Annotated in this window: 24 protein-coding genes; 17 read left to right on the top strand and 7 right to left on the bottom strand. The window is 43.0% G+C overall.

Features of this window, described 5'->3' with window-relative positions:
* Together bioA and BT_RS07300 are read right to left on the bottom strand one after the other, a co-directional pair.
* The gene (gene bioA, locus BT_RS07305; RefSeq protein ID WP_011107782.1) at positions 1 to 2,415 is read right to left on the bottom strand and encodes an adenosylmethionine--8-amino-7-oxononanoate transaminase; all 2,415 of its coding nucleotides are present in this window, start codon (positions 2,413 to 2,415) and stop codon (positions 1 to 3) included.
* Positions 2,416 to 2,536: 121 nt separating this feature from the next.
* The gene (locus BT_RS07300; protein ID WP_011107781.1) at positions 2,537 to 3,649 is read right to left on the bottom strand and encodes a DUF4421 domain-containing protein; all 1,113 of its coding nucleotides are present in this window, start codon (positions 3,647 to 3,649) and stop codon (positions 2,537 to 2,539) included.
* A gap of 164 nt (positions 3,650 to 3,813) precedes the next feature.
* Here BT_RS07300 and BT_RS07295 point away from each other — a divergent pair, with 164 nt between their 5' ends.
* On the top strand, positions 3,814 to 6,942 hold the full coding sequence (locus tag BT_RS07295; protein ID WP_011107780.1) for a SusC/RagA family TonB-linked outer membrane protein: 3,129 nt from the start codon (positions 3,814 to 3,816) through the stop codon (positions 6,940 to 6,942).
* 13 nt (positions 6,943 to 6,955) lie between these two features.
* Complete coding sequence (locus BT_RS07290) at positions 6,956 to 8,437, top strand: RagB/SusD family nutrient uptake outer membrane protein (protein ID WP_008762337.1); 1,482 nt, start codon at positions 6,956 to 6,958, stop codon at positions 8,435 to 8,437.
* Positions 8,438 to 8,515: 78 nt separating this feature from the next.
* Here BT_RS07290 and BT_RS07285 read toward each other — a convergent pair whose 3' ends face one another.
* Positions 8,516 to 9,724, bottom strand: a complete 1,209-nt coding sequence (locus BT_RS07285) for an MFS transporter (protein ID WP_016267165.1) — start codon at positions 9,722 to 9,724, stop codon at positions 8,516 to 8,518.
* Positions 9,725 to 9,821: 97 nt separating this feature from the next.
* Between BT_RS07285 and BT_RS07280 the strand changes: the two genes are divergently transcribed.
* The 6 genes from BT_RS07280 to uxuA all read left to right on the top strand — a co-directional run bounded on the left by BT_RS07280 (position 9,822) and on the right by uxuA (position 15,173).
* Positions 9,822 to 10,955: a glycerate kinase gene (locus BT_RS07280; protein ID WP_011107778.1), complete on the top strand. Its 1,134-nt coding sequence runs from the start codon at positions 9,822 to 9,824 to the stop codon at positions 10,953 to 10,955.
* Between the two features lie 92 nt (positions 10,956 to 11,047).
* The gene (locus BT_RS07275; RefSeq protein WP_008764857.1) at positions 11,048 to 11,293 is read left to right on the top strand and encodes a GlsB/YeaQ/YmgE family stress response membrane protein; all 246 of its coding nucleotides are present in this window, start codon (positions 11,048 to 11,050) and stop codon (positions 11,291 to 11,293) included.
* A 44-nt stretch (positions 11,294 to 11,337) separates the two neighbouring features.
* On the top strand, positions 11,338 to 11,625 hold the full coding sequence (locus tag BT_RS07270; RefSeq protein ID WP_008762341.1) for a YtxH domain-containing protein: 288 nt from the start codon (positions 11,338 to 11,340) through the stop codon (positions 11,623 to 11,625).
* Positions 11,626 to 12,050: 425 nt separating this feature from the next.
* Positions 12,051 to 13,121 carry a LacI family DNA-binding transcriptional regulator gene (locus tag BT_RS07265; RefSeq protein ID WP_061474082.1) on the top strand — a complete coding sequence of 357 codons (1,071 nt, stop codon included), beginning with the start codon at positions 12,051 to 12,053 and terminating at the stop codon, positions 13,119 to 13,121.
* Positions 13,122 to 13,141: 20 nt separating this feature from the next.
* Positions 13,142 to 13,954, top strand: a complete 813-nt coding sequence (locus tag BT_RS07260) for an SDR family oxidoreductase (RefSeq protein ID WP_008762343.1) — start codon at positions 13,142 to 13,144, stop codon at positions 13,952 to 13,954.
* Positions 13,955 to 14,003: 49 nt separating this feature from the next.
* Complete coding sequence (uxuA, locus tag BT_RS07255) at positions 14,004 to 15,173, top strand: mannonate dehydratase (protein WP_011107776.1); 1,170 nt, start codon at positions 14,004 to 14,006, stop codon at positions 15,171 to 15,173.
* Between the two features lie 104 nt (positions 15,174 to 15,277).
* Here the strand turns inward: uxuA and BT_RS07250 are convergent, their stop codons facing one another.
* Positions 15,278 to 15,820, bottom strand: coding sequence for a 3'-5' exonuclease (locus BT_RS07250; RefSeq protein ID WP_008762345.1), 543 nt, complete (start codon positions 15,818 to 15,820; stop codon positions 15,278 to 15,280).
* 99 nt (positions 15,821 to 15,919) lie between these two features.
* Between BT_RS07250 and BT_RS07245 the strand changes: the two genes are divergently transcribed.
* Together BT_RS07245 and BT_RS07240 are read left to right on the top strand one after the other, a co-directional pair.
* Positions 15,920 to 16,738 (top strand): helix-turn-helix domain-containing protein, encoded by an 819-nt coding sequence (locus BT_RS07245; RefSeq protein ID WP_011107775.1) that lies wholly within the window; start codon positions 15,920 to 15,922, stop codon positions 16,736 to 16,738.
* 89 nt (positions 16,739 to 16,827) lie between these two features.
* Positions 16,828 to 17,244 (top strand): pyridoxamine 5'-phosphate oxidase family protein, encoded by a 417-nt coding sequence (locus BT_RS07240; protein WP_011107774.1) that lies wholly within the window; start codon positions 16,828 to 16,830, stop codon positions 17,242 to 17,244.
* A gap of 142 nt (positions 17,245 to 17,386) precedes the next feature.
* Here the strand turns inward: BT_RS07240 and BT_RS07235 are convergent, their stop codons facing one another.
* Positions 17,387 to 17,662, bottom strand: a complete 276-nt coding sequence (locus tag BT_RS07235) for a putative quinol monooxygenase (RefSeq protein WP_008762348.1) — start codon at positions 17,660 to 17,662, stop codon at positions 17,387 to 17,389.
* A gap of 395 nt (positions 17,663 to 18,057) precedes the next feature.
* Between BT_RS07235 and BT_RS07230 the strand changes: the two genes are divergently transcribed.
* The 4 genes from BT_RS07230 (at position 18,058) to BT_RS07215 (ending at position 21,241) form a co-directional block, all read left to right on the top strand.
* On the top strand, positions 18,058 to 18,897 hold the full coding sequence (locus tag BT_RS07230; protein WP_011107773.1) for an RteC domain-containing protein: 840 nt from the start codon (positions 18,058 to 18,060) through the stop codon (positions 18,895 to 18,897).
* Between the two features lie 62 nt (positions 18,898 to 18,959).
* Complete coding sequence (locus BT_RS07225) at positions 18,960 to 19,598, top strand: DUF1062 domain-containing protein (RefSeq protein ID WP_061474088.1); 639 nt, start codon at positions 18,960 to 18,962, stop codon at positions 19,596 to 19,598.
* A 72-nt stretch (positions 19,599 to 19,670) separates the two neighbouring features.
* A complete protein-coding gene (locus tag BT_RS07220; RefSeq protein ID WP_011107771.1) occupies positions 19,671 to 20,369 on the top strand; it encodes an SIMPL domain-containing protein in 699 nt (232 codons plus the stop codon).
* Between the two features lie 254 nt (positions 20,370 to 20,623).
* Positions 20,624 to 21,241, top strand: coding sequence for an HU family DNA-binding protein (locus BT_RS07215; RefSeq protein WP_011107770.1), 618 nt, complete (start codon positions 20,624 to 20,626; stop codon positions 21,239 to 21,241).
* A 25-nt stretch (positions 21,242 to 21,266) separates the two neighbouring features.
* Here BT_RS07215 and BT_RS07210 read toward each other — a convergent pair whose 3' ends face one another.
* Both BT_RS07210 and BT_RS07205 read right to left on the bottom strand, forming a co-directional pair.
* Positions 21,267 to 21,653: an ASCH domain-containing protein gene (locus BT_RS07210; RefSeq protein ID WP_011107769.1), complete on the bottom strand. Its 387-nt coding sequence runs from the start codon at positions 21,651 to 21,653 to the stop codon at positions 21,267 to 21,269.
* 2 nt (positions 21,654 to 21,655) lie between these two features.
* Positions 21,656 to 22,000: a DsrE family protein gene (locus BT_RS07205; RefSeq protein ID WP_008762354.1), complete on the bottom strand. Its 345-nt coding sequence runs from the start codon at positions 21,998 to 22,000 to the stop codon at positions 21,656 to 21,658.
* Positions 22,001 to 22,196: 196 nt separating this feature from the next.
* Here BT_RS07205 and BT_RS07200 point away from each other — a divergent pair, with 196 nt between their 5' ends.
* From BT_RS07200 to BT_RS07190, 3 genes are all read left to right on the top strand, one after another.
* A complete protein-coding gene (locus BT_RS07200) occupies positions 22,197 to 22,511 on the top strand; it encodes a hypothetical protein (RefSeq protein ID WP_011107768.1) in 315 nt (104 codons plus the stop codon).
* 86 nt (positions 22,512 to 22,597) lie between these two features.
* The gene (locus BT_RS07195) at positions 22,598 to 24,754 is read left to right on the top strand and encodes a TonB-dependent receptor (protein WP_011107767.1); all 2,157 of its coding nucleotides are present in this window, start codon (positions 22,598 to 22,600) and stop codon (positions 24,752 to 24,754) included.
* On the top strand, positions 24,754 to 25,248 hold the full coding sequence (locus tag BT_RS07190) for a DUF4625 domain-containing protein (RefSeq protein ID WP_011107766.1): 495 nt from the start codon (positions 24,754 to 24,756) through the stop codon (positions 25,246 to 25,248). Before BT_RS07195 ends, BT_RS07190 begins: the two co-directional genes overlap by 1 nt.
* Positions 25,249 to 25,275: the final 27 nt, after the last annotated feature.

Here is a 25,275-nt window from a genome sequence, read left to right as displayed (position 1 = left end):
TTACATCTCTCTGACTATTTTAAGTACTCCGGAAGTCAGTTTACTTAATTGCTCCGGAGAGATGATGAACGGGGGCATCAGGTAGACCAGTTTTCCGAACGGACGTACCCAGATACCTTCTTCTACGAAGCGGCGTTGCATATATGCCATGCTCACCGAACGTTCTGTCTGGATGACTCCTATGGCTCCTAATATCCGTACATCCGCTACTTGCGGAAACTTGCGGGCGGGAGCCAGTTCTTCTTTTAACTGAGCTTCGATTCGTTTCACATTCTCTGCCCAGCCGGAGTCGAGCAGCAACCGGACAGAAGCACACGCCACCGCACACGCGAGCGGATTCCCCATAAAGGTAGGACCGTGCATAAAAGCCTTTGGGGCATGATTGGAGATAGTATCTGCTATCTGATTGCTTGCCAATACTGCAGACAGTGTCATGTATCCTCCGGTCAGTGCCTTTCCGATGCACATGATGTCCGGTTCCACTCCGGCATGTTCCCAGGCAAAGAGTTTGCCGGTGCGTCCGAATCCTGTGGCTATTTCGTCGAAGATCAGGAGGATATCGTGTTCTTTGCAGAGTTTTTCCGCTTCACGCAGATACTGCGGGTGATAAAACCACATACCGCCTGCTCCCTGAACAATGGGTTCGAGGATGAGCGCCGCCAGTTCTTTGGAGTGTTTCTCTATCGTTTCCCGCAGGGGGATGATCTCGTCCGGATTCCATTCTCCGTCAAATCGCGAAGAGGGGGCCGGAACGAAATATCGGACAGGAAGCGATGAACCGAAAAGACTGTGCATCCCGGTAACGGGATCGCATACGGACATGGCATTCCAAGTGTCACCGTGATAACCGGAACGGATGGTTACGAAATTGTTTTTGTCGGGCTTTCCGGCTGCATACCAATATTGCACGGCCATCTTCAAGGCAACTTCTACCGCCACCGAACCGGAATCCGCATAAAATATCTTTTGCATGGATGGGGGAACCAAGGGCAACAGCAGTTTGCCTAACTCGATGGCCGGATCATGAGTCAGTCCTCCGAACATGACATGGGACATCTTGTCTAACTGGTCTTTTGCCGCCTGATTCAATACTGGATGATTGTATCCGTGCACAGCACACCACCAGGACGACATTCCCTCGATGAGTGTCCGCCCGTCTTCGAGTGTGATCGTTGCTCCGTCCGCCCGCTTTACTTTGTAGACAGGCAATGGATCGGTAGTAGAAGTATAAGGATGCCACAAATGCTCGCGGTCAAACTGGGAGTCGGCGAAGTGGTAACCTTCTTCCAGAATCATCTTCTTGTCGTCGGAAACCTTGGAACCGAGTGTGGTCAGCAAATCACCCACGATGGCGGAATTGATGCCGACAAACAAGGCTTTGCGCATGGCTTCGGGAGTGAGCTGCGAACGTCCTCCTGCGAAACGCAGGAAAGCGGTAGGATTGATGAAGCGGAACAGGGCGATGGTTCGCAGGATTTCTTCTTCGCTCAATGCCTTTTCATTTTCCAGTGGAGTTCCGGGGATCGGACTTAGCAGGTTGATGGGGATGGACTGTACATTCAATTCCGCCAAAGTGAAAGCAAATTCAATACGTTGTTCCATTGTTTCTCCCATGCCGATGATGCCACCGCAGCAGATATCCATCCCTACCCGGCGGGCGGCGTCGAGAGTGGCCAGCTTCTGCTCTTGTGTATGTGTGGAGCAGAGTGTGGGGAAATAGGAAGGAGCTGTTTCGAGGTTGCAGTGATAGCGGGTGATTCCGGCTGTGTGCAAGGCGCGGAGTTCTTCTTCGTTGAGTAATCCAAGGGATGCACAAAGTTGGATGGACGAATGTTTCCGCATAAGGCGGGCCGCATCGCAAAGTTGACTGATCTGTTTGGGAGAAGGTTTTCGTCCGCTGGTGACAAGGGAGAAACGGTTGACGTCTTGACTTTCGTTGTATTTTGCCTGTCGGAGACATTCTTCAGCGGGCAGGAGATCGTAAATCTCGGCTTGAGTCTTGTAGTGAGAGGATTGTGCGCACCATTTGCAGTTCTCCGGACACCGGCCGGACTTGGCGTTGATGATGGAACACATATCGAACTCGTGCGAAGCACAGGTGATGGTAATCTCATGCGCGGCGGCATAAAGCGCCTCGCTGTCGGCCATGTTGGCCAGCCAAGTGGCTTGGGCGGACGATATGTCGAAGCCTGCCAGTACTTGGTCTTTGATTTCTTGAAGTGTCATAAATGTATGATAAGGGATAGTAACTTTTGCATTCTGCTTGCGAAGAGCCACATCTACCACATTGGTATGCAGATGACCGATCTGAAATTCACGTCCCATACTCGCAAATGCGGCATAGTTCTTCCTGCCCCAGTAGCGGAAGCGGGAAAGAAGGGAACGTGTGGTCTGTATGTGGCGTTGTTTCTTCATCAGGTTCTTGTTTTTTGAAGTTAAGAACGGGGCAAATGTACAAAGATTCTTTGGATAAGCAAGCGATACAATAATATACTGCAAATATACACCCTTACCTTGTATCGTTTATACACATCCTTTATCTTGTATTTTTTCTTCTATACTCCTTGCGTAAATTGAAATTGAATCCGACGTATATCTGAAGCGTTCCGAACCCGTTGTCCAGTGAAAAATTATTCCGGTGGTAATTGTAGTTCTTTCCGACAAATGAAGTGCCGACGAAATATTTTCCGTTATTATAGACAACTCCCGCACGGATCAAAAAATCCAGGTTAAAATTGCCGTACCATGTCTTCCCTTCGTGGGTTTCTGCATCTACATCGGAGGCTTTGTAGGCTATGGCGGGAGTGAGAGACAGGCATGCCAGACAGTTGCGGGCAAATACCCAGTTATAGGCATAACCGAAACTGATATTGGCATTGGTGTATTTTATATTGTTGACTTTCATGGCAGGATTCATCGCTTCCAGTATGAAAGCCGGAAGTTCTGCATAGTCGAACTCAAGATTATGTTTTGAAATGGAAAAGCCTGCGATAAACGAACCTGCATTCCTGCGCTGATTGGTTGACTGGCTGAAAGCGGCAGGGTAGGAGAATTTGCGGTTGTTGAAGATATAGTATAGGTTCAATCCCTTGATATCTACTTTTATTCCATTGAACTTTTCGGAGTAATTGGCGGGGACATCTTCCGGGAAACCGTTGATCTTATGAATCTTATAGTTGTTACCTGTGCGACGGTAGAAGATGTCCACTCCCAGCTTGGAACTGTATAGACTTAAATCGAACTCTGTTCCCTTGTTCCTTCGGTTGGTCTTCCGGTAAATGTCGTCCACGTCTACAGACCATCCCAGGAAGATCCATCGCCAGCCGAAGTACAATCCTATCTTGTTATGCGGATTGGGAGAGAAACTCAGCTTCTGCGGTTGGGGCAGATTGCTGGTAACGGAATAATATTCAAAGTTGCTGAAATGGGTAGTCATCAATGCGTAATTATACCGGTTGGGACTGATGTAAAGGGTGTCGAAGTCACTGAAATTCATGAACTTCCTGATCGCTCTCTTAAAAGCGCTTGGTTTGGCCGGTATCACAGAATCAGTTTGCAGACTATCGCTCATAAGGGTATCTCTCCTTTCAGCCTGGGCCTGTAAGGAGAGTGACAGAAACAGAAAAAGAGATAGAACAATTTGCTTCATCCTGTGATTTTTCGTTGTTATGATTGATGCTGTTCGTTTCACGAATGTACTACCTTTCGTTGATTTATACTAATAATCGTCTAAAAAAATGTTTCGTTTCCTAAACAAATGAGATATGTATTCTGTTAGTTAGAACAAGCAAATAAATCCTAAGCCACAAAATTATGAGAATCTATTTACGTTTATTAGTGGCGTTTCTATTGCTTTCTGCCGGCAATGTAGTGTATGCAGAAGCACAACAAGAGAAACGCGTAACGGGTACTGTGACTTCTGAAGGAGAGCCTTTACCCGGTGTTTCCGTACAAGTGAAAGGGGCCTCTTCCGGCACCATTACCGATATCGATGGAAACTATTCAATTGAAGCCCCTGCCAATGGGACTATCGTGTTCCGCTTTGTAGGATTGCGGACAGTGGAACAAGCGGTGAACAACCGGAATGTGATCAATGTCACAATGGAATCGGAGAGCAAAGAACTGGAAGAAGTGATGGTTGTAGCTTATGCTACTGCCAAGAAATATAGTTTTACCGGAGCTGCCTCGACTATGAAGGCGGGAGAGATCGAGAAGTTACAGACTTCCAGCGTATCTCGTGTACTTGAAGGTACGGTATCCGGTGTGCAAGCCAGTGCTTCCAGCGGTCAGCCCGGTACGGATGCCGAAATCCGTATTCGTGGTATCGGTTCGATCAATGCCTCCAGTGCCCCGTTGTATGTGGTTGATGGCGTACCTTTTGATGGCAGCGTCAACTCGATCAATCCTGATGACATCGCTTCCATGACTGTACTGAAAGATGCTGCATCTGCTGCTCTGTACGGTTCGCGTGGTGCAAACGGTGTGATTATCATTACTACGAAACAAGGACAGCAGGACTCGAAAGCTACTGTCAAGGTGAAAGCTACACTGGGTGGTTCCAGTCGTGCGGTACGCGATTATGACCGTGTCAATACCAATCAGTATTTCGAACTTTACTGGGAAGCGCTTCGCAACCAGTATGCCAAGAGCTCTGATTATACCCCTGCCACCGCAGCTACGCAGGCTTCTAAAGACTTGGTTACAAAATTGATGGGAGGCGGTCCGAATCCTTACGGCACACAATATCCGCAACCTGTGGGGACAGACGGAAAGCTGGCAGCAGGTGCTCGTCCGTTATGGAACTCCGACTGGAGTGACGCGATGGAGCAGCAAGCGCTTCGTACCGAACTGAATCTGAGTGTTTCCGGTGGTGGAAAGGCTAATCAATACTTCTTTTCTGCCGGCTACCTGAACGATAAAGGTATTGCACTCGAATCCGGCTACCAACGTTTCAACCTTCGTTCGAACGTGACCAGTGAAATGACTTCCTGGCTGAAAGGAAGCATCAACCTGAGTTTTGCCCATTCCATGCAGAATTATCCGGTTTCTTCGGATTCCAAAACAAGCAACGTGATTACGGCAGGACGTACTATGCCCGGATTTTATCCTATTTGTGAAATGAATACGGACGGCAGCTACAAGCTGGATGACAATGGGGATCGTATCTACGATTTCGGTTCATACCGTCCTTCCGGTTCTATGGCTAACTGGAACTTGCCGGCTACCTTGCCTTTGGATAAATCGGAACGGATGAAAGATGAATTTTCCGGTCGTACTTATCTCGAAGCTACGATCATCGAAGGGCTGAAATTCAAGACAAGTTTCAACTTCGACCTGATCAACTATAATACGCTGGATTATACGAATCCGAAAATCGGTCCGGCTCTGGAAAACGGAGGTGGTTCCAGCCGCTTGAACTCACGTACTTTTTCATGGACATGGAACAACATCGCGTCGTATGATAAAACCATCGGTGATCATCACTTTAATGTGCTTGCCGGAATGGAAGCCTATTCGTACCGTTATGATGAACTGACTGCTTCACGTACGAAGATGGCACAGCCCGATATGCCCGAACTGGTAGTCGGCTCACAGTTGACAGGCGGTTCCGGTTATCGTATCGATTATGCTTTGGTGGGATATCTCACCCAGGCGCTTTATGACTATCAGAATAAATACTTTTTCTCCGCTTCCTTTCGTCGTGACGGTTCTTCCCGTTTTGCACCGGAGACTCGCTGGGGGAACTTCTGGTCTTTGGGAACTTCATGGCGTATCGACCGTGAAAGTTTTATGGCTTCCACTGCCAACTGGCTTTCTGCTCTGACATTAAAGATGAGCTACGGTGCACAGGGAAATGATAATCTGGGTACTTATTATGCAAGCAAGGGACTTTATACCATCGTTTCCAATCTCGGAGAGAATGCCTTGGTTTCCGACCGTATGGCTACTCCGAACCTGAAATGGGAGACGAACCTGAACTTTAACGTCGGCGTTGATTTCTCACTGTTTAACAACCGTTTTTCCGGTTCGTTCGACTTCTTTACGCGTCGTTCCAAAGACTTACTTTATTCCCGTCCGATCGCTCCTTCCTTAGGATATGGCTCTATTGATGAGAATGTAGGCGCATTGAAGAATACAGGTATTGAGATGGTGCTGAACGGAACCATTATCAATCAGAATGGATGGGTATGGAAACTCGGAATGAACCTGACGCATTATAAGAATAAGGTGACGGAACTTCCGCTGAAGGATATGCCGCAAAGTGGCGTAAATAAATTGCAGGTAGGACGGTCAGTCTATGACTTCTATATGAAAGAATGGGCGGGAGTAGACCCTGACAACGGTAATCCGCTGTGGTATATGGATGAGAAAGATGCCAATGATAATTTGACCGGAAAACGTGTCACAACAAGCGACTATGCTTCGGCAAATTATTATTACGTCAATAAATCTTCCCTCCCGAAAGTTTATGGTGGTTTCAATACATCGCTTTCATGGAAAGGGTTCGATCTGTCCGCCATCTTTGCTTATAGCATCGGCGGATATATCTACAACCGTGATATTACTATGATTCTGCACAACGGAAGTTTGGAAGGCCGTGACTGGTCTACGGAGATATTGAAGAGATGGACACCGGAAAACCGTTATACAGACGTGCCTGCTTTGAGCACTACTTCCAATAACTGGAACTCAGCTTCCACCCGTTTCTTGCAGAACAATTCATATATGAGACTGAAAAACCTGACGCTATCTTACGATCTGCCGAAACAGTGGATCAGCAAACTGGCATTGAGCAGTGTTCAGGTGTTTGTGCAGGGCGATAACCTGTTCACTATTCACCGGAATCAGGGACTTGACCCTGAACAGGGAATCACGGGTATCACTTATTACCGTTATCCGGCTATGCGAACTATTTCCGGAGGTATCAATCTATCTTTCTAAAATTACACGATATATGAAAAAGATAAAAATTCAATCTATACTTACTGCTGTTGCCGGACTGTTTCTGGCGACAAGTTGTAGCAGTAGCTTTCTGGATACGGAACCTACGGATGCGGTAAGCTCCGATCAGGTAGCAGTAGCCGGAAATGCAGAACGTCTCTTCAACGGAGCTTGGTATAACCTGTTTGAATACGGCACGACGTATGCCAATATTGGTTATCGGGCACTTCAATGTCAGGATGATATGATGGCAAGCGATGTTGTCTCCCGTCCGAAATATGGGTTCAATTCTTCCTATCAGTTTAATGATGTGGCGATTCCTTCCGATGGAAGAACTTCGTTTGCCTGGTATCTGATCTATAAGACAATTGATAACTGCAACACTGCCATTTCGATTAAGGGTGACTCCGAGGAACTTCGGCAGGCACAGGGACAGGCATTGGCTTTGCGTGCCTTTTGTTATCTGCATTTGGTACAGCATTATCAGTTTACATATTTGAAAGATAAAGATGCTCCCTGTGTGCCTATATATACGGAACCGACTACAAGCGGTACCAAGCCGAAAGGCAAATCGACAGTGGCGCAAGTTTATCAGCAGATCTTTGATGATTTGAATCTTGCACAGGATTATCTGACAAACTACGTCCGCAAGGGAGACGGGCAGAAATTCAAACCGAATACGGATGTTGTCAACGGTCTTATGGCACGTGCTTACTTATTGACAGGACAATGGGGAGAGGCCGCCAAAGCTGCCGAAGCTGCACGCAAAGGATATTCATTAATGACTACCACTGCCGAGTACGAAGGTTTTAATAATATTTCCAATAAGGAATGGATTTGGGGATCTCCTCAAACACTTTCGCAATCGGATGCAAGTTATAATTTCTACTATCTGGATGCAACGTATGTCGGAGCTTACAGTAGCTTTATGGCCGACCCGCACTTGATGGATACTTTTGTTAAAGGTGACATCCGTCTGCCTCTTTTCCAATGGATGCGTGAAGGATATCTGGGTTATAAGAAATTCCATATGCGTTCGGATGATACTGCAGATCTGGTACTGATGCGTTCGGCAGAAATGTATCTGATAGAAGCGGAAGCCAAGGTCAGAGATGGAGTAGCACTGGATCAGGCTGTTGCCCCATTGAATACATTACGTACTGCCCGTGGCGTAGGTAATTATGATGTGACAGGGAAAACAAAAGAGCAGGTGATTGACGAAATTCTGATGGAGCGCCGACGCGAACTTTGGGGAGAAGGATTCGGTATAACGGATGTACTCCGTAATCAGAAGGCGGTAGAACGCATGGCTTTATCTGAGGATATGCAGAAAACGGAAGTGGATTGCTGGCAGGAAGGCGGCAGTTTTGCGAAAAGAAATCCGTTAGGACATTGGTTCCTTAATTTTCCGGATGGTAAAGCGTTCTCAGCGAACAGTTCTTATTATCTGTATGCTATCCCTGAAAAAGAGATTAATGCAAACCCTAACTTATAAATAGCTCTCTTAATTTTTTGACTTTGACCTTAACTTGTAGACCGGTATACGTCGTGACGATGCATACCGGTCGTTTTTTTATACCTGTATCTTCTGTTTCTTTAAATTGGGCAAAAAGAACGTGACTAATCCCAATAACGGCATATAAGCGCAAACGTTATAAACCGACTCAATTCCAAATTTATCAGCCATATTGCCAAGTACAGCCGAAGCGATACCTGCTACTCCAAAGGCAAAACCAAAGAAAAGACCGGAAATCAACCCTAACTTGGTAGGGAGCAGCTCTTGCGCATAAAGCAGGATAGCCGGAAAAGCAGACGAAAGCATCAGCCCTACACAAAAACTTAAAATGATGGTCCATGCTAAAGTGGCATGCGGCATCAGTAAGCTAAAAGGTGCAGCTCCTAAGATAGAAGCCCAAATCACATATTTACGTCCTACACGGTCGCCGATAGGACCGCCGAGCAATGTTCCGATAGCAGTAGCTACCAGAAAAATAAATAAGTATAATTGAGATTCCTGTACAGTTACATTGAATTTATGAATCAAGTAGAATGTATAATAACTGGTAAGGCTTGCCATATAAATATACTTTGAGAAGATTAATATCAGTAGGATGCCGATAGATAAAGCAGTCTTATCCATCGGTAAAGGCAAATGTACAGCCTTTTTCACTGTAGCCTTTTGCTCTTTCATTCGGTTGAGATAAGATTTGTACCATTTGCAGATCGGGTACATGACACCGATAGCAGCCAAAGCAAAAAGCGCAAAAACGGCCAGATGCTCTCTGCCATAAGGAGCCACCAGCAAAGCTACCAATAAAGGACCTAGTGAACCTCCTAAATTGCCTCCTACCTGAAATAACGATTGTGCCAGTCCCCGTTTCCCACCCGAAGCAAGAAAAGTAATACGCGATGCCTCCGGATGCAAGACGGAAGAACCGATTCCGATCAGAAAAACAGAGATCAGCATCCAATAAAGATTGTTGGAGAATGCCAGATTGATCATTCCTATCATTGTAAAGCTCATTCCGATAGGTAGTGACCAGGCAACGGGATGTTTATCGAAGATGATTCCGGTGATTGGCTGGAATACCGAAGCCGAGAGTTGATAAACCAGTGTGATAAGGCCGATCTGTGCAAAGTTGAGTCCCAAATCGTCTTTGAATAATGGATAGGCTGCCGATATAACGGACTGCAAAAGATCATTGAGACAATGCGAAAGGCTTAATGCGATGAGGATAGAAAACGTAATTCTTCCTACGGGTTGTTCCTGATTCTGTACCATAATACCTATTCTTTTGAAATGTTCCTGAAAAAATGACTGCAAAGGTACGTAAACTTCCCGTTTCTCAATATATTTGTCACTATTAAATCTATAAGTAATGAAGAAAGTAGTAGTAGCGATGGATTTTTTCAAAGGGTGTCTTTCCTCATCAGAGGTGGAAAAGGCGGTGGAAGAAGGCATAAAGCTGGTTTGTCCGGATTGTGAAGTCATTCGTTTTCCGATAGCCGACGGAGGTGAGGGAATATTGACTGTCTTGGTAGAAGCAACACGAGGCACTTATCAGAAGATCATAGCGAATGATCCTTTGATGCGCCCGATAGAAACCACTTATGGAGTTTCGGGTGATAAACGCGTTGCTTTTATTGAGATGGCCACCGTGAATGGTCTGCCGCTATTATCAGAAACTGAACGAAATCCGATGCTGACCACTACTTATGGAACCGGTGAATTGATATTGCACGCTATTGAACAGGGATATCGGGAATTTGTCATTGGTATCGGAGGAAGTGCTACGAATGATGCCGGAGTAGGTATGTTACAAGCATTAGGAGCCCGATTTCTCAATAAGGATGGAGCAGTCTTGGGAGAAGGAGGCGAAATCCTGCATCGAATTGCCGCTATTGATTTTTCTTCCGTTCACCCTGCACTTGAAGATACTCGTTTCACGATAGCCTGTGATGTACGAAATCCCTTTTGTGGTCCGGAAGGCGCTGCGCATGTTTTTGCCCGGCAGAAGGGGGCGGATGATGCAATGATAGAGAAATTAGATGCGGGTATGCAGTCTTTTTCCCGATTGATCCATTCAACTACCGGAAGAGAAATCACTCACGTTCCCGGAGCAGGAGCTGCCGGAGGCTTGGGAGGTGCTTTTCTTGCTTTTCTGAATGCTGAACTAAAGCCCGGCATTGATTTACTGCTCCAAACATTGAAATTTAGTGAGAAAATAAAAGGTGCTGATCTGATCATAACCGGTGAGGGGAGAACAGACCGTCAATCTTTAATGGGAAAAGTACCTTCCGGAATATTAGAAGAGGCGAAACGACAAGGGATACCGGTCATTGTTGTGGCAGGCAGCATAGAGGATACGGAAATTCTGAATCAGGCAGGTTTTCAAGGTCTCTTTTCTATCATTCCTTCGCCCATGTCTTTAGAAACAGCCATGAAGCCGGAAGTCGCTAAGAAAAATATTTGCCGGACTGTTGCTCAAATTATCTCTTTAGTGAATTTATAGTGGCGTTTGGAGTGTAAATTGTCGTTAATTCATTTTTGACTTACTGAACTATTCGTGGTACCTGATGTTGTTAAATAAAAAAGGAGGATAAAATGGGCTTTATTTGGTATATTATTATTGGTATTATAGCCGGCTTTCTTGCAGGTAAGATAATGCGTGGCGGAGGTTTTGGCCTTATTATAAATTTGTTACTTGGTATTCTCGGAGGAGTGCTGGGCGGTTGGGTATTTGCCCTTTTCGGACTTGCGGCTTCGGGATTGATTGGAAGTTTGATAACTTCTACCGTAGGAGCTATTCTGGTATTATGGATTGCTTCTTTATTCTCGAAATCTAAATAAAGATTTTATATAATTTATTTTTAATCTAAAAACAGAACTTAATTATGGAATGTAGACATGGGAATTTCTGGATTGGACTTGGAATTGGTTCAATCCTTGGTGCAGTAGCTTATCGTCTTTCACGTACAGCAAAAGCCAGACAGTTGGAAAGTGATATTTATAACGCTATTCACCGTATCGGTCGTGATGCTGAAATAGCAGCAGCCGAAGCTGAAAGAAAAGCGATGAATCTTGGCTTAAAAGCTGTTGAAACAGGAGCTAAAGTCGCAGATAAAGTAGCTGAAGAGGCTGATAAAGCAGTTGGAAAAGCAAAAGAAAAATGGGAGAAATAATCATCCTTGAAAGTGGTAATCAGGTTTAAAATAACCGGTTATCACTTTTCTTTTATACTAATAGCTTTCTTCTTGAAAATTTACCTTAACCAAATACTGTCACTATCCCTCATATCTGTTTATGCATAAACAAATCAGTGTGTGCCCGTACACATTTTACCTTTTATATCCCTCTTTTTGTTTCTTTTCACAGATAAAAAGCTTTTCTGTCATGGTGTTTATTACCTCCCAAACATATATTTGATGGCTTTTTCCATTATTTTTCTTATGTTTAACAACATACGTATTACTTGCCTTCCTTTATTAAATATCTGAATATCATATTTATAGCATTTTTATAGTAGAACGTGTGTGCGCACACACTTTTGCTTAATTCAATAATTCATTTTACATTTGTCGTCGAAAAACAAGATACTTATCAGTAAATGGACAAAGAATTCTCAAATATTCGTATTGTAGACATCGCCAAGATGGCGGGAGTCTCTGTCGGTACGGTAGACCGGGTGATTCACAATCGTGGACGGGTATCTGAAGAGAACAGGAAGAAAGTTCAGACTATTCTGGAAATGGTTCATTATCAGCCGAATCTGATGGCGCGTTCGTTGGCATCTAAAAAACAATATCATTTTGTGGCAATTACTCCTTCTTTTACGCACGGAGAATATTGGGAAGCTATTTCCGATGGTATCGATAAGGCGGCTTCAGAGATGGAATCTTATAATATAACGATCACTAAACTCTTTTTCGATCAATACAATAACAAGACATTTGATGATATTGTCCGCAACCTGTTGGATGAAAAAGTAGATGGGGTATTGATTGCAACACTGTTTACCGACTCTGTTATACGGCTTTCGCAAGAGCTTGACAGGAATGAAATTCCCTATGTTTATGTTGACTCCAATATTGAAGGGCAACATCAGTTGGCATATTTCGGAACGGAGTCTTATGATGCCGGAGTGATTGCTGCGCGATTATTGACAGACAAGATTTCTTCGACTTCGGATATTCTGATGGCACGAATTATTCATAGTGGAAAAAACGACTCAAATCAAGGAAAAAACCGGAGAGAAGGCTTTTGTCATTATCTGAAAGAAACAGGATTTACCGGAAATTTGCATGAAGTAGAATTGAAAATCAATGATTCGGTTTACAATTTTATCAAACTGGATGAAATCTTTGAAGCGAATGCAACTATAGAAGGAGGAATCATCTTTAATTCAACTTGCTATATCTTAGGAAACTACCTGAAAGCAAGAGGAATGCAAAAAGTAAAATTGGTTGGCTACGATCTTATTGAAAGGAATACTCAACTGCTCTCCGATGGTGTTATCACTGCATTAGTTGCACAGCGCCCCGAACGACAGGGGTACGATGGCATTAAGTCATTGTGCAATCATTTGCTGTTCAAGCAGAACCCCGAAAAGGTGAACCTGATGCCGATTGATATTCTTCTAAAAGAAAATCTGAAATATTATCTGAACAATAAGTTATAAACCATATAAATAAAAGAACCATGAACGAATTATTTAACGTAAAGGACAAAGTTGTTGTTATCACCGGTGGAGCCGGAATCTTAGGTAAGGGTATCGCTGCATACTTAGCTAAAGAAGGAGCTAAAGTTGTTGTACTCGATAGAAGCGAAGAAGCAGGTAAGGCATTGGTAGAAAGTATCAAAGCTGAAGGAAATGAAGCTATGTTCCTGTATACGGACGTAATGGACAAAGAAGTGCTGGAAGGTAACAAAGTGGAGATCATGAAAGCCTATGGACGTATTGACGTATTGCTGAACGCTGCCGGAGGTAATATGGCAGGCGCAACAATTGCTCCGGACAAAACTTTCTTTGACTTGCAGATTGATGCCTTTAAGAAAGTGGTGGATCTGAATCTGTTTGGTACGGTATTGCCTACAATGGTATTTGCTGAAATCATGGTAGAACAGAAGAAAGGTTCTATCGTAAACTTCTGTTCCGAATCAGCTCTTCGTCCGTTGACACGTGTGGTTGGTTACGGAGCTGCAAAAGCTGCTATTGCTAACTTCACTAAATATATGGCTGGCGAACTGGCTTTGAAATTCGGTAACGGTCTTCGTGTAAATGCTATCGCCCCGGGATTCTTCCTGACTGACCAGAACCGTGCGCTGTTGACAAATCCTGATGGTTCTCTGACTGACCGTTCCAAGACAATTCTTGCTCATACTCCGTTCAATCGTTTCGGTGAACCGGAAGATCTTTACGGAACTATTCATTATCTGATCAGTGATGCTTCTAACTTCGTAACAGGTACAGTAGCTGTTATCGACGGAGGTTTCGACGCATTCTCCATTTAATACCTATTACTTATTACCTATTACTTATTACTTAATACTTATCATAATTATGTATCTATGTGAACAAACTTGGCGCTGGTATGGTCCGAATGACCCAGTAAGCTTGTGGGATATCAAACAGGCAGGCGCTACCGGTATAGTAAACGCACTTCATCACATTCCGAATGGTGAAGTGTGGACAGTAGAAGAAATCATGAAGCGTAAGCAAATGATTGAAGAAGTGGGTCTGACCTGGTCCGTTGTAGAAAGTGTACCTGTGCACGAACATATCAAAACGCAGACCGGTGAATATCTGAAATATATTGAAAACTATAAGGAAAGCATCCGTAATCTGGCTAAATGTGGTGTAATGGTAGTTACTTATAACTTCATGCCTGTATTAGACTGGACACGTACGGACCTTGCCTATACAATGCCTGACGGTTCTAAAGCTCTTCGCTTTGAGAAAGCGGCTTTCCTTGCTTTCGACCTCTTTATTCTGAAACGTCCGAATGCGGAGAAAGACTATACTCCGGAAGAAATAGCCAAAGCAAAAGCCCGTTTCGAACAAATGAGTGAAGACGATAAGAAATTGTTGGTTCGTAATATGATTGCTGGACTTCCGGGATCGGAAGAAAGTTTCACTGTAGAACAGTTCCAGGAAGCATTGGATCGTTATAATGATATCGATGCTGAGAAACTTCGTTCTAACTTGATCTTCTTCCTGAAAGAAATTGCACCTGTGGCTGATGAGGTAGGAGTGAAGCTGGTGATCCATCCGGACGATCCTCCTTATACAATTTTAGGTTTACCGCGTATTCTAAGTACGGAAGAGGACTTTAAAAAACTGATTGAAGCCGTTCCTAACGAATCTAACGGTCTTTGCTTGTGTACAGGTTCTTTCGGTGTACGTGCTGACAATGACCTTGCAGGTATGATGGAGCGTTTTGGCGATCGTGTCAACTTTGTACACTTGCGTAGTACGCAGCGTGACGAAGAAGGAAACTTCTATGAAGCTAACCACCTGGAAGGAAATGTAGATATGTACAACGTAATGAAGAGCCTGATTCTTCTGCAACAACGTCGTAAATGTTCTATCGCTATGCGTCCGGACCACGGTCATCAGATGATTGATGATCTGAAGAAGAAGACAAATCCGGGATATTCCTGCTTAGGCCGCCTGCGTGGATTGGCAGAACTTCGCGGTTTGGAAATGGGTATTGCAAAGTCTATTCTATAAGCAGAATTCATAATTAGCAATCTATTTTAAAGACACTACGGCTATTATTGACAGTAATAATAGTGGTAGTGTCTTTTATATTGCTCATTTACGGAGCTTTCGTATTAAAATAAGCTTCCGGTGTGCAAATCAACTTTTGGCTTTTTAGGCTCGGGGATGATGAGCAAGGCTATTTGTGCACAAGCCTCAGCATCGGCGAGAGCATGGTGATGATTGGTTAAATCATATCCGCATCGGGCTGCCACCGTATGTAGCTGATGATTGGGCAACTCTTTTCCAAACACTTTCCGTGAAGTGCGGCAAGTACAATAAAACTTATAATTGGGATAAGTCATTTCGTATAGCTCGTGAACAGCTTTCAGACAGCCCTCATCAAAAGGACTGTTGTGAGCAACAAGCGGAAGACCGTCTATAAGCGGTTTTATTTCTGCCCATACATCAGGAAAATCTTCCGCTTCTTCCGTATCCGCGTAAGTCAGTCCGTGAACAGCTGTTGTCCATTGCGTATAATAGTTGGGACAAGGACGGATCAGACGATAGATTTTCTTAACGATTTTTCCGTTCCTCACGATGACAACCCCTACGCTGCATACGCTGGTGCGCTTTCCGTTGGCTGTTTCAAAGTCGATAGCTGCAAAGTCCTTCATGCGTTTTGCTGTTTTTTGAAACACAAATGTACATGATATTTTTTGCAAAATACATGAATTGGCATTTATTCTCTTTATATTTGCGTATAAAATAGACCGATGTACACAGAATATCAGCCCTCTCGTCTACTCGCTCCCTATATTGATAATTATTGGGAATTTAAGGGAACTCCGGAATATGGTATGCGTATCCATATTTTGCCGGATGGTTGTACCGATTTCATTTTTACGTTGGGAGAAGCAGTGAGTAAGGTAAAAGAAGAAACGCTGGTCATGCAGCCTTATCGTTCTTACTTTGTGGGTCCGATGACGAAATATTCGGAGCTTGTCACTTATGCCGAATTCGTTCATCAGTTTGGCGTTCGTTTTCTGCCTTGTGGGTTATCCGGATTTACAAAGCTGCCTTTGCATGAGTTTGCGAATTACAGAATCAGTACGAATGAAATGCAGGCGGTTTTTGACAGTACCTTTATCGAGAGGTTATGTGAGCAGAATGATGTCCGGGGACGGATTCAGGTCGTTGAAGAATATCTCCTGGCGTATCTTGCACATAACTATCAGCCTGTTGATACCCAAGTTGCCGCAGCGGTGAATATAATCAATCAGTCCGCAGGGAAGCGTTCTGTTCGTAGTCTGATGGATGAGGTATGCCTGTGCCAGCGTCATTTTGAACGGAAGTTTAAACATAACACCGGATTCACTCCTAAAGAATATAGCCGCATTGTTAAATTCAAGAATGCAGTAGAATTACTGAGAAACACGACTTCTGTCAACCTGCTGACTACCGCCATCGACGCAGGATATTATGACCTGGCACATTTCTCAAAAGAAATCAAAACATTGTCGGGCAATACACCTTCATCATTCCTTTCGCTTACAGTTCCGGAGGATATAACGCTGACTTATATCGAACCTTAGCACCGGATTAGTAAAAGTCGATTTTTTACAATAGAACGGACATCTGTGCCGTTATCTTTGTGGCGAAATAAAATAAATACAATAAGATTATGTCAACAAAAACTATGAAAGAGAAAGCGGTGGAGTTATTGCAGAAATGCGAAGTTGTCACCCTTGCTTCTGTGAACAAGGAAGGCTATCCCCGTCCTGTGCCAATGAGTAAAATTGCAGCAGAAGGAATTTCCACTATCTGGATGTCCACCGGAGCGGATTCATTAAAGACTATTGATTTTTTATCGAATCCGAAAGCAGGATTATGTTTTCAGGAGAAGGGGGACAGTGTGGCATTGATGGGAGAAGTGGAAGTCGTGACAGACGAGAAACTGAAGCAGGAACTTTGGCAGGACTGGTTTATCGAACACTTTCCCGGTGGTCCTACAGATCCGGGCTATGTATTGCTAAAGTTCACCGCCAATCACGCAACCTACTGGATTGAAGGTACCTTTATTCATAAAAAGCTTGACTAATCTTGATCTGGAGCGATTATAAAATTGACAGGTAACGGTACATTTGTGTACGAAAAAAGAGAAAGACATTCCCAAAGTAAGGACTGTTTTTCTCTTTTATGTTTAGGCTGGAAGACGTGTTTTTCGTCTATCTGGCATTCATTTAGAATTCAAACTTTTCCAGTTTCATTTCAGCTAATTCCTGAATGATACCTACGTATTGTGCAAAATGAGCGGTTTTTTCGTGTGCTGCCAATACTTCAGCATTCTGCCATGTTTCGCAAATCATGAAAACATCACGGCGGGTACTGCTTTCAAAAGTATCGTAAGCAATGCATCCTTCTTCTTTCAAAGAGCAGGCAGTCAGTTCTTTTGCTGCCTCAATCGCTTTTTCGCGGTTTGTTTCGTTTACACGAACAAAAACATTTAATCTGATCATAGTTCTTTTATTATTTATGTGATTAAAAAGAATGGTTTCATCACTGTGTTTGTGAAGAACCGAAGGCAAAGATAGTATTTTTCTGTAGCTTCCCGCAGGCTGTTTTCAAATTTTCATATAAACTTCACATAATCATAAAAAATCGGTTATATTTGCATCTGAATTCTAAAAGCAACTATTTTGAGCACCATTCTTAAATTTGTTATAGCTTAATATTAGCCTCATAAACCACAGGCTAATTTCTTTCGTTTGAGTATTTCTACTTGAACCGGTTTTTCATTTTATCAATTTTATTATTCACAGCATCGTTTTTTTAAGACGAGTGCAATTTGGTATTCAGGCTTTTAGTCAGACTCCTTTTGACGGTTCGAAAGCTGTGGGTACATTGAGAATGAATGGAAAATTTCGTAAGAAATAGTAAGCTGAACATAGAAAAAGAAATTAAAAGGATTGAGCAACAGCCGATTGCCCTTCTCGAGCGGATAAAGCAGATAATAGATGTCATACAGACATCACTTACTTTGCTGAAAAGGGCAGTTGCCGAATATCAATTTCAGAATCCTGAAGAAGAAATTCAGTTCTTTAAAGTCTGGAAACCGCAGATTTCCGGCTTGCTGATGTTTTATATCCGTTTATATCAGATTGAAAAGAACCGTGTCGGCAAATCCCTGTCGGCTCAATGCAAATATTTAAAGATGGAGCTGGAAAATATACAGAAGTCATTTTTGAATAATAGCTTCTATGATTATTATCGTGCCGGTCAGACCGAACTTGATAACCAATATTTTATCCGTGAGAATTATGATATTCTTTCCGATGTTCATTGTCATTTGCTGGACAGGGATTCTTCTTTTACCACCTTACACGATTCAAGCGTTGCAATGATTCTGGCGAATAGTCATTTGATAGAATATGTGTCAGACGAGATCGATTCGCTGTCAGACAAACTGCATCTTAAATTCACCTCCATAGTAGACAGTAAGTTGCTGCAATGGACGGATAGTAAAGTCGCCTTGGTTGAATTCATCTATGCGATCTATGCGGGCAAATGCTTTAATAATGGAAATACCAGTCTGAAAGACATCGCTTTTTGTTGCGAGATACTTTTCAATATCGAGATTGGGGACTTTTATCGTATCTTCTTGGAAATTAGGAATCGGAAGAAGAGCAGGACACAATTTCTTGATAAGTTGAAGGATAAAATACAGAAGATGATGGAGGAGCTCGACAGATAAATTTCACGCCATCTTGTGACATCTTGTGAATTTTATAAATGGATTATATCCAACTTTGCTTTATGGATACAACATTTACATGGGAGATAAAGGCAAAGAATTCTCCTTTATTAATTAAGAAATGCAGTCATTGCGATAGTGACCGGTTTTACTGTAGTGATAAGTTTAGAATGAATGCGCAGAAAAAGAACATCGATGTCTGGCTGATATATCGGTGTGTGAAATGCGATAATACATGCAACATTACTTTGCTGTCACGTACCAAACCGGATTTGATAGATAAAGTCCTGTTTCATAGCTTTTCCATGAACGATCGGAAAGCAGCCTGGAAATATGTTTTTTCTGCCGAACTTGCCGGCAGGAATCATTTGAAAACGGATTATGATAGTGTAGAATATGAGGTTACGGATAACTTCTCGAAAGAAGATATAATCCGTGTGCCCGATGCAACCATAAAGATTCAAATCAAATATGAGTTTGAATTTAATCTGAAATTGTCGTCTTTATTAAAAAGGAATTTTCTTCTTTCCAGCACTCAGCTAAGGCGTCTGTTTGAACAGGGAGTGATTTCGCTTCTTTCCGGTAAAGAGCCGCAGAAATATAAAGTAAAGGACGGAGATATCCTGTTGATGGATAAAGAACATTTGCTTGTTATGATGGACTTTGTGGATAGCTTTATGGTAAAAACAGGCATTGATTGATTTTTTATTACTACATTTGTCTGATATGGGACAGGGAATTCAGAAACTAAGTACTATTATAAATTCAGAGATATGAGAAAGTTGTTTTTATTAGCTATTGTTTTATGTGTATGGAGTGTTGTTGCCGATGCTCAGGAGAGTGAGAGAAGATATATTGAGGTAACCGGTTCTTCTGAAATAGAAGTTGTGCCGGATGAGATTCATCTTTTGATTCAGATAAAGGAATATTGGAAAGAGGAATTTGTGCCGAAGTCCAAGCCGGAAGATTATAAAACGAAAGTTCCGTTGGAATGGATTGAAAAAGATTTGCGTCGGGTACTAAGTAGAGCGGGAATTTCGGATGAGGCTATTCGTGTGCAGGAAATCGGAGACTATTGGCGTCAGAAAGGAAAAGAATTTCTGATAGGTAAGCAACTGGACATCCGGTTTACTGACTTCGAAAAGATAAATGCCGTTATTAAGAAGATTGATACGAAAGGCATCGAGTCCATGCGTATCGGGGAGCTGAAGCACAAGGATTTGCCGAACTATCGTAAACAAGGTAAGATAGAAGCATTGAAAGCAGCACGTGAAAAGGCATCTTATCTTGTGGAAGCTATGGGACAAAAACTGGGTGAGGTCATTCGTATTGTCGAACCGGCTTCGAGCTATGTAAGTCCTTATTCTCTTTATCAGGCACAGAGTAATGTCAGTATGGGGACAGCTGCCACTGAGCAATATCGCGTTATTACATTGCGGTATGAGATGACGGCGCGTTTTGCTATTGAATAATTTTTTTCTTGCTAAGAATTACAGTTCGCATTACATAAAACTGTACCTTTGTATGCGATGAGCTATTCGTCTGACAGCTGTTGAACTTTCGTCTGACAACTGTTATCTTTTCGTCTAACAACTGTCAGACGAAAAAGAAACAGTTGTCAGACGATTATTTTTATGCTAAACTAAAGTTAAGGTTTAGTATAAGAGGACTGAAATGTTAGCGAATAAACTGATAGACACATAAACAACTAATAAAAAATATACTAATGAGTGCATTTTATGATTTGTATGAGACTCCGGACCCTAATGATACAGGGGAGAAACAACCCCTTCATGCCCGCATTGTTCCGAGTGGAACTTATTCGAAAAAAGATTTTATAGAACGCGTATCCCGTCACCAACCTTTTCCGCACAATATAATTGAAGGAGTACTTGGCGCTGTAGTTGATGAACTGGCCGAAGCCTTGGCGGATGGATACATCGTGGAATTGGGCGAACTTGGACATTTCAGCATTTCGTTGAAGTGTACCCATAAAGTGATGACTAAGAAAGAAATTCGCGCCGAGTCTATCCGTTTTGACAATGTTCATTTACGTACTTCCAAAGAATTTAAAAAGAAAATAAAGCGGGAGATAGAACTTGAACGAGTTGAGAACTCCAATGAAAAAACTCACAATGCTAAAATATCCATTGAAGACCGTCTCCAAATGTTGCAGGAATTTCTGAAGAAAAACGGAGGAATCACGCGTATAGAATATAGCAGACTGACCGGACTCCCCCGATTGAAAGCAATTGATGATTTGAATACTTTCATCAAGGAGGGAACTCTTCGCAAGAGGGGAGCAGGACGAACTGTCTTTTATGTGTGGAAACAGAAGGAATGAAACAATGAATTAAAATATATATGGATTAATTATTAGAGGATACTACAGAAAACCACTCGCACACTAATTTTGTTCTACCTGTCAGTTTCTTATCTATCTTTTCCAATAATGAAGAATAATATTCTGTATGTATTTTTATCCAGTTATCCAAACAGCCGTCTCCTTCGTTGACAGCAAATTCTTCTGTTATATCTTGAAAATCTACAATCTCTATTCTTTCAATTTTCACAATACATTTTTCTTTGCCCTGTGAGTCTAGTATAGAAGCGCATTCATTGACTTTAATTTCTTCTTGATTCATAAGAGAATAATCATATAAAGAAGAAGTTGCTGTTTTTTCTCCTGATAAGACCTTGTCTGCCAATTCGTCTGTATCGCATCCGAACTGTATTCTATGTTTTATTTCCATCATGCTTAGATAGATAATATCTTTTCCCCGTTTTTCAGATATTCGGTTAGCGGGATTCCCATATATCTAACAGTTATACCTAGATTTGTGATGATAGAGGCTACCCCGAAATTCTCACAGCAATCTTGGCATGCCTCAATCGTAATTCCTGATTGTAACATCTCTAATATTTCAGTCTGTACTTGCGTATCGTTGGCTACTAATTTCACAGATGCTCCCCAAAGAATAATATTTATATGTTTCCACCAACCTCTGTTTTTAGAGTTTAAGGCATACATTGCCAACATATTAAAAACGGTATCTTTGTTGTCAGTCGTCCAAAGAATGGTTAATTTGTCATTTGCGCTCATAATCTGTTATCTTTTGATGATTCTTTATTTTCTATAGACATATTGTGTCACTATGCTATGAAACAAAAGTAATGAATAAAAATTGAATGTCGTTTATTACTATTCTTTTAATAACACATATTAAGTCAGATAATTTGCACCTTTTGTTTCATACGAGTATCTTTGCCTTACTGTTCTGTTAAAACGATAGGGGAGAATGTATCACAAGAGAAAAATAAGAGCATACATAGCATGGATGTTATTCATGACATTCATTCCCTTCTTTGTAGTGAAAACCTTTCACTATCATGGAAGTGAAGATGAAACGTCATGCTCTCATGCCGACCATTCCCGGAGTCATGCCGAGGATTGTGCGATATGTAAATACTCCCTTTCTCTCTTTACAGAACCTCAGCCGGTAGAATTTCATTGTATATTGACGCTCGTTCCTTACGAGACGATTACTTACCAGGATAAGGTTGTCTGCAAACGAACTTATTCGCATCACCTACGCGCGCCTCCTGCCGCATAATTACATATTCATATTTTCTAGGAAGACAGGTTCATTGTAACTTGTCCTCACATTCATTTTACACATTATATAAAAGATTGTAATTGATGCGTATCGGAATTATTTCGGGCGTAATAGGGTTGTTTGTAACCTTACCCGTCCACGCACAGAAGTCCGATTCAATCAAGAGTATGCTTTTGCCTGATGTTGTTGTGACCGAGTCGTACCAACAGCGTCAAGCCAAGAAGTCTGCACTTACGGTTGAAGTGATAGAACAGGATTTTCTGCGCAAACATTTTACGGGAAACTTCATGCAGGCAGTGGAGAACATTCCCGGAGTACAAGCTATGGACATAGGCTCCGGCTTCTCCAAACCGATGATTCGGGGGATGGGATTCAACCGGATAGCCGTATTGGAAAACGGAATCAAGCAGGAAGGCCAGCAATGGGGAGCCGACCACGGACTGGAACTGGATGCCTTCAATATCGAAGCAGTCAATGTCTTGAAAGGTCCTTCCTCACTGCTTTACGGCAGTGATGCCATGGGTGGAGTGATTGATATAGCCTCTCCTCCCATACCTTCTGCGAATATGCTCTTCGGCGATGTCACCCTATTGGGCAAATCCGTCAACGGAACACTGGCAGGTTCGCTGATGCTGGGACTTAAAAAGAATGCCTGGTATGCGCAAATCCGTTATTCCGAACAGCACTTCGGTGATTACCGCATCCCTACGGATACCATTGTCTACCTGACTCAGAAAATGCCCGTCTATGGGCGTAAACTGAAAAATACGGCAGGAGTGGAACGCAATATCGGCCTTTTCACCCAATATCAGCGAAAAGGCTATAGAGCAGACTATTCCATCAGTAATGTCTATCAGAAGACGGGGTTCTTTCCGGGCGCACACGGTGTCCCCGACGCATCGCGCGTAGAAGATGACGGAGACAGCCGGAATATCGAACTGCCTTACAGCAAGGTAAATCATCTGAAAGTAACCACACATCAGCAATATGCTTGGGAGAAACTGATCCTGTCCGGTGATTTGGGATTTCAGAATAACCATCGGGAGGAATGGAGTGCTTTTCATACTCATTACGGCTCCCAGCCTGCGCCGGAGAAGGACCCGGACAAAGAACTGGCTTTCGATCTGAACACATACAGTGCTTCGGTAAAAGCCCGCTTTATTGGCTCTTCTTCATGGGAGCATACGTTGGGGTGGGATAGGCAACATCAGCAGAACGACATTTCCGGCTATTCATTTTTGTTGCCGGAGTACCATCGTTCTAGTACCGGATTGCTCTGGCTTACGACGTATAAGCCTAATAACATTCTCTCTGTCAGTGGAGGCGTGCGATATGATTATGGTTATATTGGCATCTCTCCGCACGAGGATGTTTATCTGGCGGATTACCTTCGGAGGCAAGGATATGATGATGAACAAGTAGAGTCCTATAAATGGAACAGTCATGCCGTCCGAAAGCATTTCGGTGACTATTCCTTTTCTTTGGGACTGGTATGGACACCCTCCGTTCAGCACATGGTGAAAGTGAACATCGGACGTAGCTTCCGCCTCCCCGGAGCCAATGAACTGGCTGCTAACGGTGTACATCACGGCACTTTCCGTCACGAGCAGGGAGATGCTTCTCTGAAATCCGAGCAAGGATGGCAGATGGATGCTTCCTACAACCTGCGATATCACGGACTTTCCGTTTCCGTGTCTCCTTTTGTCAGTTGGTTCAGTAACTACATCTTTCTGCGTCCCACAGGCGAATGGTCAGTTCTGCCGCATGCCGGACAGATTTACCGCTACACGGGAGCCGAAGCACTGTTTGCCGGAACGGAGGCTACGATAGACATTAACTTTCTGCGTCACTTCAATTACCGTATCTCCGGAGAATACGTCTACACCTACAACTGTGACGAGCATATTCCGTTAAGTTTTTCTCCGCCGTTCGGTATGCGGAATACGTTGACATGGCAAAGAAAACACTATATGCTTTATGCGGAGTGGCAACTTATTGCCCGTCAGAACCGTGTAGACCGTAATGAGGACCGTACACCGGGGGCTAACCTGTTTCATTTGGGTGGCTCGCTGAATATTCCGGTTGGCAGGACTAACGAGATAGAAATAACCCTGACCGCCCGTAATATCTTCAATACCAGATATTACAATCATCTTAGTTTTTACAGGAAAGTAGAAATTCCGGAACCGGGACGAAACTTCCAATTATTAATCAAAATTCCATTTAAAAAATTACTGTAATGAAAACAAAACTTTACCTCCCGATCATCAGCCTTCTGGCAATGTCTGTATTTGCATTTATTTCTTGTGACGATTCGGATAGCGATACCACCAAACCGGTGATTGAACTAAGTGAACCGGAAGAAGGGCAAGAACTGAAAATTGGCGACGAGCACGGAGTACATTTTGAAATGGATCTGTCGGACGACGTCATGTTAAAGTCATATATGATTGAAATACATAGTAATTTCGACCACCATTCGCATGGAAAGAGCAGGGCTGCTGCTACGGGCGAAGCCACTGTCGATTTCAGTTTCAACAGGTCTTATGATATCTCCGGAAAGAAAACGGCGCATATCCATCACCACGATATTGTAATTCCGGCCAATGCTACTCCGGGCGATTATCATCTGATGGTTTATTGCACGGATGCCGCAGGAAACGAAACCTACATTGCGCGCAATATTGTACTGAGCACTACCGCCGAAAGGGACGATCATCATCACGATGAATAAATAAAATAGCCAGCCTGCCATGCAAAA

Source organism: Bacteroides thetaiotaomicron VPI-5482, from assembly GCF_000011065.1.
In the GTDB taxonomy this organism is placed as follows: Bacteria; Bacteroidota; Bacteroidia; order Bacteroidales; family Bacteroidaceae; genus Bacteroides; species Bacteroides thetaiotaomicron.
Note: the sequence above shows the minus strand (reverse complement) of the source record. Positions and strands in the feature narration are given on the sequence as shown.

What these genes read in the sequence shown, in the direction of transcription:
- bioA (WP_011107782.1), bottom strand. Translation starts at nt 2,415, where the DNA reads ATGAAGAAACAACGCCACATACAGACCACACGTTCCCTTCTTTCCCGC.
- BT_RS07300 (WP_011107781.1), bottom strand. Translation starts at nt 3,649, where the DNA reads ATGAAGCAAATTGTTCTATCTCTTTTTCTGTTTCTGTCACTCTCCTTA.
- BT_RS07295 (WP_011107780.1), top strand. Translation starts at nt 3,814, where the DNA reads ATGAGAATCTATTTACGTTTATTAGTGGCGTTTCTATTGCTTTCTGCC.
- BT_RS07290 (WP_008762337.1), top strand. Translation starts at nt 6,956, where the DNA reads ATGAAAAAGATAAAAATTCAATCTATACTTACTGCTGTTGCCGGACTG.
- BT_RS07285 (WP_016267165.1), bottom strand. Translation starts at nt 9,724, where the DNA reads ATGGTACAGAATCAGGAACAACCCGTAGGAAGAATTACGTTTTCTATC.
- BT_RS07280 (WP_011107778.1), top strand. Translation starts at nt 9,822, where the DNA reads ATGAAGAAAGTAGTAGTAGCGATGGATTTTTTCAAAGGGTGTCTTTCC.
- BT_RS07275 (WP_008764857.1), top strand. Translation starts at nt 11,048, where the DNA reads ATGGGCTTTATTTGGTATATTATTATTGGTATTATAGCCGGCTTTCTT.
- BT_RS07270 (WP_008762341.1), top strand. Translation starts at nt 11,338, where the DNA reads ATGGAATGTAGACATGGGAATTTCTGGATTGGACTTGGAATTGGTTCA.
- BT_RS07265 (WP_061474082.1), top strand. Translation starts at nt 12,051, where the DNA reads ATGGACAAAGAATTCTCAAATATTCGTATTGTAGACATCGCCAAGATG.
- BT_RS07260 (WP_008762343.1), top strand. Translation starts at nt 13,142, where the DNA reads ATGAACGAATTATTTAACGTAAAGGACAAAGTTGTTGTTATCACCGGT.
- uxuA (WP_011107776.1), top strand. Translation starts at nt 14,004, where the DNA reads ATGTATCTATGTGAACAAACTTGGCGCTGGTATGGTCCGAATGACCCA.
- BT_RS07250 (WP_008762345.1), bottom strand. Translation starts at nt 15,820, where the DNA reads ATGAAGGACTTTGCAGCTATCGACTTTGAAACAGCCAACGGAAAGCGC.
- BT_RS07245 (WP_011107775.1), top strand. Translation starts at nt 15,920, where the DNA reads ATGTACACAGAATATCAGCCCTCTCGTCTACTCGCTCCCTATATTGAT.
- BT_RS07240 (WP_011107774.1), top strand. Translation starts at nt 16,828, where the DNA reads ATGTCAACAAAAACTATGAAAGAGAAAGCGGTGGAGTTATTGCAGAAA.
- BT_RS07235 (WP_008762348.1), bottom strand. Translation starts at nt 17,662, where the DNA reads ATGATCAGATTAAATGTTTTTGTTCGTGTAAACGAAACAAACCGCGAA.
- BT_RS07230 (WP_011107773.1), top strand. Translation starts at nt 18,058, where the DNA reads ATGGAAAATTTCGTAAGAAATAGTAAGCTGAACATAGAAAAAGAAATT.
- BT_RS07225 (WP_061474088.1), top strand. Translation starts at nt 18,960, where the DNA reads ATGGATACAACATTTACATGGGAGATAAAGGCAAAGAATTCTCCTTTA.
- BT_RS07220 (WP_011107771.1), top strand. Translation starts at nt 19,671, where the DNA reads ATGAGAAAGTTGTTTTTATTAGCTATTGTTTTATGTGTATGGAGTGTT.
- BT_RS07215 (WP_011107770.1), top strand. Translation starts at nt 20,624, where the DNA reads ATGAGTGCATTTTATGATTTGTATGAGACTCCGGACCCTAATGATACA.
- BT_RS07210 (WP_011107769.1), bottom strand. Translation starts at nt 21,653, where the DNA reads ATGATGGAAATAAAACATAGAATACAGTTCGGATGCGATACAGACGAA.
- BT_RS07205 (WP_008762354.1), bottom strand. Translation starts at nt 22,000, where the DNA reads ATGAGCGCAAATGACAAATTAACCATTCTTTGGACGACTGACAACAAA.
- BT_RS07200 (WP_011107768.1), top strand. Translation starts at nt 22,197, where the DNA reads ATGTATCACAAGAGAAAAATAAGAGCATACATAGCATGGATGTTATTC.
- BT_RS07195 (WP_011107767.1), top strand. Translation starts at nt 22,598, where the DNA reads ATGCGTATCGGAATTATTTCGGGCGTAATAGGGTTGTTTGTAACCTTA.
- BT_RS07190 (WP_011107766.1), top strand. Translation starts at nt 24,754, where the DNA reads ATGAAAACAAAACTTTACCTCCCGATCATCAGCCTTCTGGCAATGTCT.